Below are 16,875 nucleotides of genomic sequence, written 5' to 3'. Positions count from 1 at the left end.
AGGCGTGCCGAGAAAGCCACTTGATAGCCAGTTGAGGGCCACTGGACTGGTACCGAGGTCGGCCCGGGGGCCAGCCGCGCGTGGTGTGACGAGCGCCACTCCCCCAGTGGAATCGGCTTACGGCTATCAGCGAACCGTTCGCAATCGAGCCCGCGTGGAATCCGCCGGGCCGACTCGGCTCAGAGCGGAGCCACGACCAGTAGCTGGGCCCAGTACTCGGCGGCCGACGGGCCCACGAGCGGCAACAGGAAATCGAACAGCAGATACGACATGAACTAGCTACCTCCAACACCGGACAAGGACCGCCCCGCGTCATCGCGCGGCACCGACTCCGGATACCCACGGGGACGCGATCCAGTCACGAAGCTATCACGATCGTGAACCAGATCACAGGCGCGCTCAGCGGATGGAGCGGACCTCGGGGTCGTCGGAGCCAGCGGCGATCCCGGCGGCCTCGGGAAGCAGTTCGTCCAGGTGGTAGGGGTAGACCGTCTCGCCGGAGCGGTCCAGGGCCGCGATGTCGGCGGGCGTGCACCACTGGTGCCCGGTGATGGATCGGCGCTCGATCACGGTCAGGTTGCCCGGTTCGGGCGTGAAGGCGCGCACCCGCAGCACGAAGAACAGCTCCTCGGCGCGGATCAGCTCCCCGTCGAACGGGAACACCGCCACGCGCCGCCAGATCGGGCCGCGCAGGCTCTCGGGATCGGCGCGATACCCGGTCTCCTCCCACAGTTCCCGCACCGCGGCCGCGCGCAGCGACTCACCCGGCTCCACACCGCCGCCGATCGTGAACCAGAACGAGACCGCCGGGGTCTTCGGGTCGTTGCCGCGCATCAGCAGCACCCGGTCCTGCTCGTCGAGCAGGACGACGCGCGCCGAGGTGCGGATCGTGTCCACCGCGAGACCGGTCGAGGCGGCGGGCGTCGCGCGCTCGGTGATCTCGAAATAGGTGGGCAGTGGCGCGGTACCGCCCAAGTGCAGCAGGCGGACCGGGCGGCGGGTGCGCAGCGCGAGCGTGTCGCGGACGGCGTCGTTGTGGAAGCGCCGGGCGATCAACACCCTGGCCTCGGCGTCGGCGAGTTCGGCGACCAGCTGCGGGCGCAGCTGGGCGATGTCGACGGCCGAGAGCGCCGAGGAGAGCTGGTTCTCCACCGTCTCGCGTTCCGCGCGTCCGGCGCGTTCGGCCCGATCGGCCAGGCTGGACAGCCGTTTGGCCTGGTCGGTCAGCGCCGGGTCGGAGACCGGACCGGCGATCGCCATCGCCACCGCGCGCGCCACCACCGCCCGCCTGGCCAGCGCCGAGTCCAACGCCTGCCAGGACTGGTCGGAGCGCACGTGCAGCCGGTCCAGCCGGTTCGCCGTGGAGTAGGCCCACAGACCGATCGCGACGACGACCGCCGCGATCAGCGCGAGAACGAGAACCGTTGTGGCCGAGAAGGTGATCATCCGGCGGCCCGCACCCGGGTGTCGCCGATGGTGACGGTCTCGTAGACCCGCAGGATCTGCTCGGCGACCACCGGCCAGTCGTATTCGCCGACCACCTGATTGGCCGTGTGCACCAGCGATTCCCTGCGCACCTCGTCGGTCAGCACGGTGTCCAGCGCGGCCGCGAGCCGCGCCGAATCCCCGACCGGGACGAGCATGCCCGCGGTGCCGTCGCGCAGCACCCTGCGGAACGCGTCGAGTTCGCTGGCCACCACCGCGGTGCCCGCGGCCATCGCCTCGATCAGGATGATGCCGAAGCTCTCACCGCCGAGGTTGGGCGCCACGTAGACGTCGGCGCTGCGCATGGCCGAGGCCTTCTCCTCGTCGGAGACCTGGCCGAGGAAGCGCAGGTGCCCCGCGTTCGGCCCGGCCTCGCGCCGCAGCCGCTCCTCGTCGCCGCGGCCGACGATCAGGATCTCCACGTCGGGGTGGCGGCGCACCAGCTCCGGCAGCGCGCCGAGCAGCACATCCATGCCCTTGCGCGGTTCGTCGTAGCGTCCGAGGAACAGCACCGTGCCGCCCGCGCGCGGATAGCCCGGCAGCATCGGAGCGCGCGCGAAGGCGGCCACGTCGACGCCGTTCGGGATCTCCACCGCGTCGGAGCCGAGCGCCTCCACCTGCCAGCGCCTGGCCAGCTCCGAGACCGCGATCCGTCCGCTGATCTTCTCGTGGTAGGGCCGGAGCACGCCCTGAAAAGTGCTGAGTACCAAAGACTTCGTGGTCGAGGTGTGGAACGTCGCGACGATCGGGCCCTCGGCGATCTTGAGCGCGAGCATGGACAGGCTCGGCGCGTTGGGCTCGTGGATGTGCAGCACGTCGAAATCGTTGCCGTCGATCCAGCGGCGGATCCTGGTGTAGGCCATGGGGCCGAACGAGAGCCTGGCCACCGAGCCGTTGTAGGGGATCGCCACCGCGCGTCCGGCGGAGACGACGAACTCGGGCAGCGGGGTGCCCTCCGAGGCGGGCGCGAGCACGCTCACCCGGTGCCCGCGCTCGATGAGCACCCGCGCGAGCTCCACCACGTGCGCCTGCACACCGCCGGGGACGTCGAACGAATAGGGACAGACCATGCCGATCTTCACGGCGCCTCGTCTCCTCCGCCCTGCGCTTTTCCACCCTGCGCCGCGAGTCCGCCCTGCGCGGCGGCGATCCTGGCCCGCCGTTCCTCGGACAGGTCGCTCTCCCACAGCGGTTGCAGCATGTGCCAATCGGCGGGGTGCTCGGCGATATTGGCGGCGAAACGGTCCGCCAGCAGCTGCGTCGCCGCCGCCACGCCACCCGAGACGTCCAGCCGCTCTTCGCATTTCAGGCCCCATGCCTCCACGCCGTCGTCGTCGACGGTGAACCAGGCGTGCACCGGTATGAGCGCGGCGCCGGTCTCGATGGCCAGCTTGGCCGCGCCCGCGGGCATCCAGGTGCGTTCGCCGAAGAAGGTGACCGGCACCCCGCGACCGGTGAGATCCCGCTCGCCCATCAGGCAGACGATCTTGTTCTCACGCAGGCGCTCGGCCAGCACGCCGAACGGTGGCTGCTCGCCCCCGGTCAGCGGGAACACCTCGAAACCGAGGCTCTCCCGGTAGGCGACGAAGCGCTCGAACAGCGACTCCGGCTTCAGGCGCTCGGCGATCGTGGTGAGACCGCCGTAGTTCTGGACACACCACAGCCCGGCCATGTCCCAGTTGCCCGAATGCGGCAGCACCAAGATCGCCCCGCGCCCCTCGGCCAGCGCCGCGTCCAGGTACTGCAGTCCGCCCACGGGTAGCCGCGAGGACTTGCCCAAGGCCGCGTGGTCCATCGTCGGCAGCCGGAACGCCTCGCGCCAGTATCGGGCGTAGGAGCGCATGCTCGCCCGGATCAGCTCGTCGGGCACCTGCTCGGGCGGCACGCCGAGCACGCGAGCGAGGTTGCGCCGCAACTGGATCGGGCCGCCGTCGCGCGCGGCCAGCTCCCCGCCCCAGTCGAACACGCGACGGGCCGCGCCTTCCGGAAGCGCCCGGACCAATCGCCAGCCCGCCGCGTAACCGGCGTCGCTCAACCGTTCCCCGATACTCACCGTTCCCCCGATCCCACAGCACCGACGGTACGACCGAAAACCCGAACCGGTGCGCGGAGTCTCGGTGCGCTCACCGGGCCTCCTGCGGCGCGGCGGGCGGGATGACCTCGCGCGCGCCGGGCGAATTGCGCACCGCGAGCACCCGCTGGAACACCGTCACGATGCTGAGCACCGCGAGGATCCACATGGCCACGTGCACCGCCCAGGTCAGCCACTCGATGCCCCAGTGACCGCCGAGACCGGTGAAGCCCGCGCCGACGAGCACGATGATCAGCCGGTCCGGGCGCTCGATGATGCCGCCGTCGGCGGACAGGCCGCTCGCCTCGGCGCGCGCCTTGGCGTAGGAGATCACCTGCGAGGTCACCAGCACCACCAGCGTGGCGAAGAACAGCCACTTGTTGTGCTCGTGGTACACCGCCCACCAGGCCAGACCGCCGAAGATCGCGCCGTCGGCGACCCGGTCGCAGGTGGCGTCCAGCACCGCACCGTATTTCGTGCCGCCGCCGCGCGCCCGCGCCATGGCGCCGTCGAGCATGTCGAACATGACGAACAACCAGATCACCATGGTGCCCCAGAACAGGTGACCGGTCGGGAAGAGCGTGACCGCGGCCGCGATCGAGGCCGTCGTTCCGATCAGGGTGACGGCATCCGGGGTCAGGCCGGTGCGCACCAGCGCCTTGCCCAGCGGAGCGGTGGCTTTGGCGAACGTCTCACGGCCGAAGAAACTCAGCACCGGCTACACCCGCATCCGGTCGGCTCCGACGGACGACGCACCGCGGTGCTCGATCACTCCGTCTCCTTCCACGCTGCGGCGAGCAGAGCTCTGGTCTCGCGCAGCAACTGCGGCATCACCTTGACCCCGCCCACCACGGTGATGAAGTTCGCGTCGCCGCCCCAGCGCGGCACGATGTGCTGGTGCAGGTGGTCGGCCAGCGAGCCACCCGCGACGCCACCGAGATTGAGCCCGACGTTGAAGCCGTGCGGGCGCGAGACGCTTTTCATCACCCGGATGGCCCGCTGGGTGAACGCCATCAGCTCGGCGCTCTCGGCGTCGGTGAGGTCCTCCAGGTTGGCCACCCTGCGGTAGGGCACCACCATCATGTGCCCTGGGTTGTACGGGTACAGGTTGAGCACCGCGTACACCAGCTCACCGCGGGCGATGATCAGGCCGTCCTCGTCGGACATCTTGGGGATGTCGGTGAACGGATGCCCGGTGGCGTCCTTCGGACGGGATCCCGCGGCCTCGGTGATGTAGGACATCCGGTACGGCGTCCATATTCGCTGCAGCCGATCGGGTTCGCCCGCACCGATGTCCACGATGTTCCCCTGCTCCGTGTCGTCGTCCAGGCCGTAGAGCCCGTCCGCGGTCATGCCCGGCCCGCCGGCACGATCTCGAACCCCTCGGCGGTCGGCGAGGCGTTCTCGCGGCGCGCGATCCACGCGACGACGGTGGCCACCGCGTCGGCGACCGGCACCCCGTTGACCTGGGTGCCGTCCCGGAAGCGGAAGCTCACCGCGTCGGCGTTCACGTCGCGCTCACCGGCGAGCAGCATGAACGGCACCTTCTGCGCGGTGTTGTTGAAGATCTTCTTCTGCATGCGGTCGTCGCTGCGGTCCACCTGGGCGCGGATGCCCTCGTCGTGCAGCCGCTCGATCACCCGATCCAGGTGCGGCGCAAAGGCTTCCGCGACCGGGATGCCGACCACCTGCACCGGGGAGAGCCAGGCGGGGAAGGCGCCCGCGTAGTGCTCGGTGAGCACGCCGAAGAAGCGCTCGATGGAGCCGAACAGCGCGCGGTGGATCATCACCGGCCGCTGCTTGGTGCCGTCGGAGGCGGTGTATTCCAGGTTGAAGCGCTCGGGCAGGTTGAAGTCGAGCTGAATGGTCGACATCTGCCAGGTGCGGCCGAGCGCGTCCTTGGCCTGCACCGAGATCTTCGGACCGTAGAACGCGGCCCCGCCCGGATCGGGCACCAGCTCCAGGCCGGAGGCCGAGGCCACCTTGGACAGGGTCTCGGTGGCCTCCTCCCAGATCTCGTCGGAGCCGACGAACTTCTCGGGATCCTTGGTGGACAGCTCCAGATAGAAGTCGTCCAGGCCGTAGTCCTTCAGCAGGTCCAGCACGAAGCGCAGCGTGTCGGTCAGCTCCGCGTGCATCTGCTCCTTGGTGCAGTAGATGTGCGCGTCGTCCTGGGTCATGCCGCGCACCCGGGTCAGGCCGTGCACCACGCCAGACTTCTCGTAGCGGTAGACCGAGCCGAACTCGAACAGCCGCAGCGGCAGTTCCCGATACGACCGCCCGCGCGCACGGAAGATCAGGTTGTGCATCGGGCAGTTCATCGGCTTGACGAAGTAGTCCTGGCCCGGCTTGCGGACGGTGCCGTCCTCGTTGAGCTCCGCGTCCAGATGCATGGCCGGGAACATGCCGTCCCGGTACCAGTCCAGGTGGCCGGAGACCTCGAACAAGTGCCCCTTGGTGATGTGCGGGGTGTTCACGAACTCGTAGCCGGCGGCCACGTGGCGGCGGCGCGAGTACTCCTCGAGCTCCTTGCGGATGATGCCGCCCTTGGGGTGGAACACCGGGAGGCCGGAGCCGAGCTCGTCGGGGAAGCTGAACAGGTCGAGTTCCAGGCCGAGCTTGCGGTGGTCGCGGCGCTCGGCCTCGGCGAGCAGGTGGAGGTACTCGTCCATGGCCTCCTGGGATTCCCAGGCGGTGCCGTAGATGCGCTGCAGATCCTCGCGGTTCTGGTCGCCGCGCCAGTAGGCGGCCGAGCTGCGGGTCAGCTTGAAGGCCGGGATGAACTTGGTGGTCGGGATGTGCGGGCCGCGGCACAGGTCGCCCCAGACCTTCTCGCCGGTGCGCGGGTCCAGGTTGTCGTAGATCGTCAGCTCTTTGCCGCCGACCTCCATGACCTCCGGGTCGTCGATGCCGGACTTGTCGCTGATCAGCTCGAGCTTGAACGGCTCCTTGGCCAGCTCGACGCGGGCCTCGTCGATCTCCACCACGCGACGCGAAAAGCGCTGGGCGCCTTTGACGATCTTCTTCATCCGGGATTCCAGCTTGGCCAGATCCTCGGGGGTGAAGGGCCGGTCGACGCGGAAGTCGTAGTAGAAGCCGTCCTTGATGGGCGGGCCGATGCCCAGCTTGGCCTCGGGGAACTCCTGCTGCACGGCCTGGGCGAGCACGTGCGCGGCCGAGTGCCTGATCACGCTGCGTCCGTCTTCGGTGCTTGCGGCGACCGCCTCCACCTCGACGTCGGCGTCCGGGGTCCAGGACAGGTCCTTGAGCTGGCCCTCGCCGTCGCGCACCACGACGATGGTGTCGGGTCCCTTGGTCGGCAGACCCGCCTCGCGCACCGCGGCGCCCGCCGTAGTCCCGGCCGGCACCCGGACGAGGGTGGCTTGGCTGATCGGGGCTGAGGTCGTCACGGCGGCGCTCTCCTTGGCGTTCTCGTGGGCGGGCCTGTTCCCGCGCGTCGTCACCGGGCGGCAATCGCCCGGCGCGACCAATGCTAGCTGTCCCGCCGTCCTGCGATTCGCGCCGGTCGCGAGCGCCTCGAGCGTGGCGTCACGAGCCGAGTGCCACGTCCCCGGCCGGGTTCTCGGCGTATCCGGCGCGGGGTCGGTGTGCGCGAAACCCGCTGTCACGGCGGGGTAGCTGGTTGTCGGCGTGTCGGCACCCATCTTGCAGGACATCGCGCCGGGCGCAACTCGAATACCGCCGCCGCGAGCGGGGTGGATCAGGACCCCGCGGCGAGCTTCGCCAGCAGTGCCTCGCGGTCGGCGGCGGGGCGCTTGGGGCAGCTCGTGCACATCTCGCAGCCCGGGATCTCGAAGACGAGGCAGCAGGAGATCCGCCGGACGAAGGTGCGACCGCCGACTTCCACGAAACGCGGCATCGGCAGCTTCTCGCCGACCTGGGCGGCCAGTTCGGCGCCCGCCGCGCCGTTGCCCGCGTCGAGGGCGCGGTTGCCCATCGCGTCGGCGGCGATGGCCCACAGGGCGGGCACGCCCGCGCCGGAGACCGCGGCGACGGCCGGGATCACCACCGCGAGGGTCTCCCCCAACACCGCCGCGGACCGCGCCGCGTCGGGAGCGTCGCACGCCGCGATGCGGACGCGTTCGACACCACCGTCGGGCCGGATCTCGCAGTCGATGCGGTCCAGCGCCGGTTCGGGCGGCAGCTGGCCGGTCGCCGCCGCCCGCGCCAACGGCTCGACGAGCGCGGAGGCGACCATGCACCACCACAGCGTGCCCGCGATGCGGGTCGATGAGGTGCCCCAGGACCGGCCCATCTCGGTGATTCGTGCCGTCAGCCACTCCGGTGACGTGAGTGTCGCGCCGGGGACCGTGCTCACCACTTCAGGGGACTGCGCAACCATTCCGATTCGACTCCGATCCAGCCGCCGACCAACTCGTACGTGCCGAGAACCCAGAGCGTCGCGACCACCAGCAACGCGGTGAATATCGCCGCGGTCGCCCGCATGGCAAGGCCCCGCGAGGAGTACCAGGCCATGCCCTGCCGGTACCTGTCCCGCAGCCAGGTCAGCGCCCGGCGCGCCCAGGCGAATTCGGTCGCGAGAATGCCGAGACCGGCGAACACGATCGCCCAGCCCGGACCGGGATACGGAATCGCCAGGATGCCGAGGGTCAGCACCAGCAAGCCGATCACCGCGACGCCGATACGGTAGGCGAGGTTCAGCGTAGGGCGGGTGGCCACGCCGGTGCGGAAGGCGCGCCATCCGGTCGGCTCGTCGGTCGGTCTCTGGTCCAGCTCGGCACTCACATCAGCCAGCGTACGAGAAAGCCGGAGGGCGCAGATCGCGCTCGAGCCTGGCGAACACAGAGAACACCCGCGGGAGCCGAAGCGGCGCCCGCGGGTTGTCCCTACTCATCGATCAGACCAGTTCGGGCACGGGGCGCTCGTCCACGTCCTCGATGTGCGCGAGACCGTCGATCGTCACCTCGACGACCCGCGCGCGACCGATGTCGAAGAACAGACCCGACACCCGCACGCCCCGCTCGATCACGGCCCGGCGCACCGCCGGGTGGCGGTGCAGCGTCTCCAGCTGCAGCGCGACGTTCACCATGCTCAGCTGGTCCACCTCGCCGTAGCCCGCGGCACGTGCCGCCTCCGCGACCGGGTGGCCCGCACGGAATTGCTCCAGGCTCGGGTGCGCGTGCGCCAGCCACGGCCCGATGCCGGGACCGGTGTCGGCGCCCGAGTACAGCGCCTTCATGGCGCCGCACGACGAGTGGCCGCAGACGACCACCGAGCGCACGTTCAGCTCCTCGAGCGCGAACACCAGCGCCGCCTCCACCGAGGCGTCGCCCGTCTCCGGCACCAGATTGCCGACGTTGCGGACGGTGAACAGGTCGCCTGGACCGCTGTTGGTGATGACGTTGGGCACGATGCGCGAGTCGGAGCAGGCCAAGAAGAACGAGTGCGGATCCTGCCGGTCGGCCAGGCTGTCCAGGTGCGGACGCACCACGTGGGCGTGGCTGCGGTGGAAGGCGGCGACGCCCGCGGCCAGCGGGTTGGGGTGCTTGTCCTCGCGCCGCCACGGGCCGAGGATCTCGTCCCACACCGCGCGACCGAAACCGCGCGCGGGCGGCCCGGTCAGCGCGTCGGCCATCCGCGCCGTGCCGATCTCCACGAACTCGACGCTGCCGCCGCCGTGTTCCTGCTGGCGCACCCACTCCTCGATGGCCTCGAAGGCGGCGTGGTCCAGGAAGTCGACGGTCATCTCGACCGTCACGTCGGCGCCCGCGGGCACCTTGGCCAGTTCGGCCGAGAGCTTCGGCAGCGCGAGGAAGGTGCAGGAACCGTCGATGGTGACCAGCCAGCGCTGCGACTGCGGGATCTGCTCGGCGGTGATCGCCACCCGCACCACCCGCCACAGCAGCAACCCGAAGGCGAGCGCGAGGCCGATCATCACGCCCTCGAGCAGGTTCAGGAAGACCACGCCGAGGATCGTCACCGAGTAGACGAGCAGATCGCCGGTGCGGCGGGCCAGCTTGATGTGCGCGAGCTTGACCAGCTGGATGCCGATCACGATCAGCAGACCGGCCAGCGCGGCCTTCGGGATCTGCTGCACGACCGCGGTCAGGGCCACCGAGAACAGCAGGACCCAGACGCCGTGCATGATCGCCGAGGCGCGGCTGCGCGCGCCCGCCTGGACGTTGGTGGCGCTGCGCACGATCACGCCGGTGACCGGCAGGCCGCCGAGCAGGCCGGACAGCACGTTCGCCGAACCCTGACCGATCAGCTCCCGGTCGAAATTGGTGCGGCGGCCGTTGTGCATCTTGTCGACCGCGACCGCCGAGAGCAGGCTCTCCACACTGGCGATCAGCGCGATGGTGAGCACCATGAGCGCGACCGCCGACCAGCCGCCGTCCGGGATCTCCGGCAGCCCGATGGCGTCGAACAGCGAACCCTCCAGCACGATGCGCTCGACCTCGGTCGGCAGCACCATCGACAGCACCGTGCCGATGAACACCGCCACCAGCGGACCCGGCACGACCCGGATTTTCTCCGGCGCGTACTTCCAGCCGAGCATCACCGCGATCACCACGGCGCCGACCAGCGCGTCACCGCCGTGCAGCGACATCAGCTGGCCGGGAAGTTCGGTGATGTTGTTCCACGCCGAGCTGTGCGACGACCCGCCGAGCAGCACGTGCACCTGCTGCAGCGCGATGGTGACACCGATGCCCGCGAGCATCGCGTGCACCACGACCGGCGCGACGGCCAGCGCGGCCCGCGCGATGCGGCTGAGACCGAAGATGATCTGCAGGATGCCCGCGGCCACCACGATGAAGCCGGTGACCTTCCAGCCGAACTTGTCGATGGATTCCGCGACGACGACGGTGAGGCCGGCGGCCGGGCCGCTGACCTGCAGCACCGAGCCGCCGAGGGTGCCCGCGACGATGCCGCCGATCACGGCGGCGATCAGACCGGCGAGCACGGGCGCGCCGGAGGCCAGTGCGATGCCGAGCGAGAGCGGCAGCGCGACCAGGAAGACCACGATCGATGCGGGTAGATCGTGGCGCAAGACGGATGTCAGACGATCGGACAGAGTGCCCGGGCCTTTGCCCGGCGCAGGTGGGGACAGCGGTGGAGCCAGATCGCTCTCGACAGCCATGACTTCTCCTTCGCCGACTCGACGCCGCGGCGTCGAGGTCGGTTGACGATCAACATGTCCAGCAGGGCAATAGACCGCGAACCGGCATCTCGCGGTGAAGCAGTTCCCGACACGGCACTGGGCCGAGATGTAAACCCGTTCAAGGGTATTGGTAAAGACTTAGCAAAGCCTGAGAACTGCGGTAGAAGTGTCACTTTCCATATCGCGGTTTCGGTGTGAAATCGTTCACATCGTCGTCGAAATACGCCGTCCGGCAACCCCTTCCGTTCGCGACCGCATCCCGCCGCCGCGGGCCCGGACCGGCTCGGCCGTGACATTGCTGTCCACATCGTCGAACTCGGCGATTCCGTCCACCCGCACCTCGATGAGGCGCGCGGTCGCGAAGTCGAAGAACAGGCCCGACACCGCCACCCCGCGTTCCTCGATGCCTTGGCGCACAGCGGGATAGGCGTACAGCGTCTCCAGCTGCACCGCCACGTTGACCATGCCCAGCTGGTCCACCTCGCCGAACCCGGCGCGCGCGGCGGCCTCGGCGACCGGATGCCCGAGCCGGAACCGCTCCAGCGCGGGCCTGGCGTGCGCAAGCCAGTCTCCCAGGCCCGGACCGGCCTGGACCTCTCGGTGCAGCGCCTCCATCGCGCCGCATCCCGAATGCCCGCACACCACCACCGCGCGCACGTCCAGCTGTTCCAGCGCGTAGACCAGCGCGGCCTCGACCGAGACGTCGCTGCCGCCGACCGGCACCAGATTGCCGACGTTGCGGACGGTGAACAGGTCGCCGGGGCCGCTGTTGGTGATGACGTTGGGCACGATCCTGGCGTCCGCGCAGGTCAGGAAGAACGAGTCCGCGTCGTGGCGGTTGCGCAGACCGTCCAGGTGCGGGCGCATGAGGTGCGCGTGGCCGCGGTGATAGGCGGCGATGCCCGCCGCGATCCGGTCCACCCGGCTGCCGGTGCGCCGCCACGGCCCGATCACCTCGTCGAGCACCTTGCGCGAATGTCCGCGCTCGGGCGGGCCGTGCACGACGGCCGCCATGCGCGCGGCGCCGAACTCGGCGAAATCGACTGGGGCGCCGGAGTCTTCGCGCTGCCGCGCCCAGTCGGTGATCAGTTCGTAGGAGGCGTGGTCGAGGAAGTCGACCGTCATCTCCAGCGTCACCGGGACGCCGGGCGGCACCTTGGCCAGCTCCGCGGTGAGCTTCGGCAGCGCGAGGAAGGTGCAGGTGCCGTCCATGGTCACCACCCAGCGCCGCGCGCCTGCCACCTGCTCGGCCAGGATCGTCACCCGGACCACCCGCCACAGCAGCAGCGCCACCGACAGCGCGAGCCCGATCGCCATGCCCTGCAACAGATTCAGGAAGACCACGCCCAACACAGTCGCCAGGTAGACCGCCAGATCACCGTTGCGCCTGGCGAGCCGGATGTGCGCCAGCTTGATCAGCTGCACGCCGATCAGGATGAGCAACCCGGCCAGCGCGGCCTTGGGTATCTGCTGCACGAGACCGGCCAGCGCCACAGCGAAGACCAGCACCCAGAGGCCGTGCAGGACGGTGGCGGCCCGTGTCTGCGCGCCCGCGTTGGCGTTGGTGATGCTGCGCACGATCACCCCCGCAACGGGCAGTCCGCCGAGCATGCCGGAGGTCATGTTCGCCGCGCCTTGGCCGATCAGTTCGAGATCGAGATCGGTTCGGTGACCGGGCCGCGCCTTGTCGACGGCCACCGCCGAAAGCAGGGTCTCCACGCTGGCGATGAGCGCGATGGTGATCATCGCGACGCCTACCGCGAACCAGCCGCCCGTCGGAATCGCGGGCAGGCCGATGGCATCGAACATGGCGCCGCTCAACACGATTCGATCCACGTCGAGGAACAGCGACAGCAGCGTCGCCACCACCACCGCGACCAAGGGACCTGGCACCGTGCGCAGCTTGCGCGGCAGGAAGCGCCACGCGATCAGGATCGCGATGACCACCAAGCCCACGCAGAAGTCCGCGTGGTGCACCGACACGAGTTGGTGCGGTAGCTGGATCAGGCTCTGGAACGGTGAACTCAGCGACGCGCCGCCCAGCAGCACGTGCACCTGTTGCAGGGCGATGATCACGCCGATACCCGCCAGCATCCCGTGCACCACCACCGGCGCGATGGCCAGCGCGGCCCGCGCGATTCGACTGAGCCCGAACAGAATCTGCAACACACCCGCTCCGATCGTGATGAAACAGGTTGCCGCCCAGCCGAAATGGTGGACGCTCTCGGCGACCACCACGGTAAGGCTCGCCGTCGGCCCGCTGACCTGGACGGCCGAGCCGCCGAGCAGCCCGGCCACCACGCCGCCGACGACCGCGGCGATCAGACCCGCCGCGACGGGCGCGCCGGAGGCGACCGCGATGCCCAGCGAAAGGGGAAGGGCGACAAGGAAAACCACGACGGAGGCGGGGACATCGTGATGCAGGATCCGAGCGAGCTGCGACGTCCGTGGTGCGAGATCGGTGTCGGTCGACATATTTCTCCTTCGCCGTCTCGGCGGCAGCCGATCCGGTTCATCGGGCAACATGCACTGGCATCGAAAGCGGGCGGTGGGCGAAGCTTGGTGGAGCCGGGGAGCGAGCGGGTCGAGCGGCACTTCGGCGAAGCGGCGACCTCGTGGCGCACAGGTCGTCTCAATGGTAAAGACTTCGCAAAGCGCGTGGAAAGTTATATGGTGCGAACGGGACAACCGCTATCGAACTGTGATGCAAGTCACAGTTGAGTGGCAGGCTCGCCGACCTCCGCTTCGATCGCACACGGCGGCAGATCGGTCACCTGGGGGCGCACGAAGGACCGCCCGCGACTGCCACGCGCACCGCGGAGCCGCTCGACGGCTAGTTGGCGGATAGTTCGGCGGGCATGGAGCGGTAGCTGTTCAGGTTCACCAGGCCACGCGGGATCGGCGGGCCATCCAGACGCAAATCCGGGTACCGCTCGAAGAGGGCTCGCAGCCCGATGGCGCCTTCCAGCCGGGCGAGATGGGCTCCCAGGCAGCTGTGCACCCCGCTGCTGAACGAGAGATGTTCCGCGGCGTTGGCCCTGGTCACATCGAATCGTTCGGGATCGGGAAAGACGGCGGGGTCCTTGTTGGCGCCCTGCAGCAACAGCAGGATCAGGGAACCGGATTCGACGTGCTGATCGGCGATATCGACGTCACAGCTCGCGATGCGGCCGGTTATCCGGATGGGACCGTCGTAGCGCAGGACCTCCTCGACCGCGCCCGGCCACAGCTCCGGCTGCGCCATCAGCAATTCCAGCTGGTCCGGATGGCGTGTCAGCAGGGCGATTCCGTTGCCGAGCATGTTCACCGTCGTCAAGAATCCGGCGTCGAGCAGCAGGGCCGCGTTGGCCACCTGCTCGCGGCGGGTGAGCTCGCCACCTGTCACCAGCATGCTGAGCACATCGTCGCCCGGTTCGGCGGCGAGCCCGGCGATGTGCTGGTCGAAGAACCGCTGCCCCTCGGCCAAGTCTTCGATAGCGCGGCGGAAAGCGGCCCAGGTCAGGCCTCGATCGAGCAGCGGCGCACCGGTGTCTCCCCACCTCAGCAGGGTCGAATGCATGTCGGCGGGCAACCCGAGGATTTCGGCGATGATCGCGATGGGCAACCGCTCGGAGAAGTCGCGGATCAGATCCGGCCGCGGCGTCGAGCTCAAGCGTTCGAGCAGCTCATCGGTCACTTCTACGACCCGCTCCTCGAGTTTGGCTATCGCCTTGGGAGCGAATGCCTGCCCGACCAGGCGTCGGTATTTGGTGTGCTCCGGCGGATCGGTCACCAGCATCGAGGGCGGTTCCGCGAGGTTGGGAAGCCCCAGATCCGTCTTGGTCAGTACCCATCGGATCTGCTTCGGCACGGCTCGATTGTTGGGCGTGACCGTGCCGAAGCGGCGGTCCCGCAGGATGAGCCTGCACAATTCGTGGTCCGGGGTCACGCGCACCTGCTGCGCTATCGTGGGCATCCGGCCCCGCTGCCGGATCTCCTCTACGGAGCGTGGCGCGCCGCGCTCGCGATCCGGACCGACCACGATCTGCGCGAAGGGATCGCCCCGACGCGCCGACACCAAGAGATAGGTCCGTGCCAGGCGATGGAGGAACAGCCATCGTATCCACGCGCGCGCCAACATTTTGCCACCTCCCACGCTGGATCTCCCCATCGTAGAGCGACGCCGCCCGCACGGTGGCTAATAGTTGGCTAGCCAACGTCGACGACGTCGGCGACCGGGACCGGAAGGCACTGTTCATGGCCCGCACGGTGGGTCGATCGCACCGACTCCGACTCCCCGGTCCTGGCACGCAGGTAGCGTGGTAGAGCGGATTATGTCTTGCTCAGCAAGCTCCCAGGACGCACCTCGCGATGATCATCGCCAGGTTCCGGCCCGCCCGCGCGTAACCGAGTTTCCCAGCACGAATCACGAGGTATGGGGATGCGATGGAGCGACATTCGGATCACCTGAGGGCCACGATGGACCGGCGCGGTTTCGTCAAAGGCGTCGGCATCGCCGCCGCGATGCTGGGTCTCGCGGGTGGCAGCTCGCTCGCGCCGGGCGCTTCTCCGGTGCGGGCCGACGACTACAGCCCGAGCCCGAATTCGTTGCTGTACCGCGTGCTGGTGCCGGAGATCTTCGCGCCGCTGCCGGATCCGGCCGACCATGTGCCCGCGATCGTCGTCGGATCGGGGTTCGGGGCATCCATCGCCGCGCTGCGCCTGGCACAGTCCGGGACCGAGGTCGCGGTGCTAGAGCGCGGGTCGCGCTGGCCGAATGATCCGTGGCGCAACATCTTCGCCGTCGATACGATTCCGGATGGCCGTGGCTTCTGGCATCGCACCACGTTCACCGGCGTGACCAGGGCCCCTGTGTCGTTCGATTCGTTCGGCGGGGTCCTCGACGTTTCCAATTACCCGGGCATCGATGTGTGGCGCGGTGCCTGCGTCGGCGGTGGCTCGGTGGTGTTCACCGGGGTGATGATCGAGCCCGAGCAGCGCTTCTTCGAGCATGTGTTCGGCGGTGCGGTCGGCTACCGCGAGATGCATGACGTCTACTACCCCAGAGTCCGCGATATGTTGCGGCCGAGCCCGATACCGGACGACCTCTATCACTCCGTGGCGTTCGCGCACTCGCGGGCCTGGGACGATCAGGTCCGCGCCGCCGGCTATCTGCCGCAGCGTATCGACGGCATGTGGAATTGGAACATCATCCGCGACGAGCTGGCCGGACGATCGCAGCCGTCGGCGACGGTCGGCTGTTCGAACCTCGGCAATTCCAACGGCGCGAAGTTCGACCTGAACCAGAACTACCTGCGCTATGCCGAGGGCACCGGCCGCGCCCGGATCTACCCGGGCCACCGCGTGGACGCCATCGCCAAGGAACCGGGACCATCGGGTCGCTATACCGTCGCCTTGACCAAACTGGCGCCTACCGGCGAGGTGCTGCGGACCAGGACGCTGACCTGCGACCGGTTGTTCCTCGGTGCGGGCTCTATCGGCACCTCCGAGCTGCTGGTGCGCGCGCGGGATACCGGCGCGCTGCCGGACCTGAACGAACACGTCGGCGAAGGCTGGGGCAGTAACGGTGATGTCGGCTTGGCGCGACCGCTGACCTCACTCGAGCTAGGCACGCAGGGCGCACCGTCCGCGAGCCGGATTCTGGACGAGGCGGGCACACCTGTGTCGCTGGAGAGCTGGTTCATCCCCGGCGTGACGCCTTTCGACATCACCACTCTCGGATCGCTGGGCATCGTGCTCGACGACACCCGCGGCCGGTTCGTCCACAACCCGGCCGATGGGCGAGTGGACCTGCAGTGGCCCGACAACGGCGCAGCCGGCTACCTCGCGCGAGCCCTGGAAGTCAACGACAAGGTGGCGTGCGACTGCCCGCCCATCGCCCTACGGGTCATCGGCGGGGACGCATCGTTCACCTCACACCCGTTGGGCGGCGCTGTGATCGGACGAGCAACCGACGAGTACGGTCGGGTGCGCGGTTATCGAGGCCTGTACGTGATGGACGGGGCGGCTGTGCCCGGCAGCACCGGAACCGTGAACCCGGCGTTGACGATCAGCGCGCTGGCCGAGCGCAATATCGAACAGATCATCAGTTCTGGGGAGTAGGCCGAGACGCACGTTCGGGCATCTCATCGACCCCGCTGCGCCCGGCGCTCGATCACGAGCGAGCAGACGCATT

The 16,875-nt window shown here is 69.1% G+C and carries 12 protein-coding genes; 1 reads left to right on the top strand and 11 read right to left on the bottom strand.

Annotation, left to right across the window (positions count from 1 at the left end; translation table 11 throughout):
* Window positions 1-399: 399 nt before the first annotated feature.
* From FB390_RS16805 to FB390_RS16755, 11 genes are all read right to left on the bottom strand, one after another.
* Entirely contained in the window at window positions 400-1,443 is a 1,044-nt protein-coding gene (locus tag FB390_RS16805) for an NUDIX hydrolase (RefSeq protein WP_141811835.1), read from the bottom strand.
* The gene (locus tag FB390_RS16800; protein WP_141809776.1) at window positions 1,443-2,567 is read right to left on the bottom strand and encodes a glycosyltransferase family 4 protein; all 1,125 of its coding nucleotides are present in this window, start codon (window positions 2,565-2,567) and stop codon (window positions 1,443-1,445) included. Before FB390_RS16800 ends, FB390_RS16805 begins: the two co-directional genes overlap by 1 nt.
* The gene (locus FB390_RS16795; protein WP_141809775.1) at window positions 2,564-3,538 is read right to left on the bottom strand and encodes a phosphatidylinositol mannoside acyltransferase; all 975 of its coding nucleotides are present in this window, start codon (window positions 3,536-3,538) and stop codon (window positions 2,564-2,566) included. Before FB390_RS16795 ends, FB390_RS16800 begins: the two co-directional genes overlap by 4 nt.
* A gap of 70 nt (window positions 3,539-3,608) precedes the next feature.
* Window positions 3,609-4,271 carry a phosphatidylinositol phosphate synthase gene (pgsA, locus tag FB390_RS16790; RefSeq protein ID WP_141809774.1) on the bottom strand — a complete coding sequence of 221 codons (663 nt, stop codon included), beginning with the start codon at window positions 4,269-4,271 and terminating at the stop codon, window positions 3,609-3,611.
* Between the two features lie 53 nt (window positions 4,272-4,324).
* The gene (locus FB390_RS16785; protein WP_141809773.1) at window positions 4,325-4,909 is read right to left on the bottom strand and encodes an ATP adenylyltransferase; all 585 of its coding nucleotides are present in this window, start codon (window positions 4,907-4,909) and stop codon (window positions 4,325-4,327) included.
* On the bottom strand, window positions 4,906-6,966 hold the full coding sequence (gene thrS, locus FB390_RS16780; protein ID WP_141809772.1) for a threonine--tRNA ligase: 2,061 nt from the start codon (window positions 6,964-6,966) through the stop codon (window positions 4,906-4,908). Before thrS ends, FB390_RS16785 begins: the two co-directional genes overlap by 4 nt.
* A gap of 311 nt (window positions 6,967-7,277) precedes the next feature.
* Window positions 7,278-7,895, bottom strand: a complete 618-nt coding sequence (locus FB390_RS16775; RefSeq protein WP_185757060.1) for a (2Fe-2S)-binding protein — start codon at window positions 7,893-7,895, stop codon at window positions 7,278-7,280.
* Window positions 7,892-8,323, bottom strand: coding sequence for a TIGR02611 family protein (locus FB390_RS16770; RefSeq protein WP_141809770.1), 432 nt, complete (start codon window positions 8,321-8,323; stop codon window positions 7,892-7,894). Before FB390_RS16770 ends, FB390_RS16775 begins: the two co-directional genes overlap by 4 nt.
* Window positions 8,324-8,435: 112 nt before the next feature.
* Complete coding sequence (locus FB390_RS16765) at window positions 8,436-10,679, bottom strand: SulP family inorganic anion transporter (protein WP_141809769.1); 2,244 nt, start codon at window positions 10,677-10,679, stop codon at window positions 8,436-8,438.
* A gap of 225 nt (window positions 10,680-10,904) precedes the next feature.
* On the bottom strand, window positions 10,905-13,175 hold the full coding sequence (locus FB390_RS16760; protein WP_141809768.1) for a SulP family inorganic anion transporter: 2,271 nt from the start codon (window positions 13,173-13,175) through the stop codon (window positions 10,905-10,907).
* A gap of 358 nt (window positions 13,176-13,533) precedes the next feature.
* Window positions 13,534-14,820, bottom strand: coding sequence for a cytochrome P450 (locus tag FB390_RS16755; RefSeq protein ID WP_141809767.1), 1,287 nt, complete (start codon window positions 14,818-14,820; stop codon window positions 13,534-13,536).
* 305 nt (window positions 14,821-15,125) lie between these two features.
* Here FB390_RS16755 and FB390_RS16750 point away from each other — a divergent pair, with 305 nt between their 5' ends.
* A complete protein-coding gene (locus FB390_RS16750) occupies window positions 15,126-16,802 on the top strand; it encodes a GMC oxidoreductase (RefSeq protein WP_246124062.1) in 1,677 nt (558 codons plus the stop codon).
* The last annotated feature ends 73 nt before the right edge of the window (window positions 16,803-16,875 follow it).

It is taken from the genome of Nocardia bhagyanarayanae (genome assembly GCF_006716565.1).
In the GTDB taxonomy this organism is placed as follows: Bacteria; Actinomycetota; Actinomycetes; order Mycobacteriales; family Mycobacteriaceae; genus Nocardia; species Nocardia bhagyanarayanae.
Note: the sequence above shows the minus strand (reverse complement) of the source record. Positions and strands in the feature narration are given on the sequence as shown.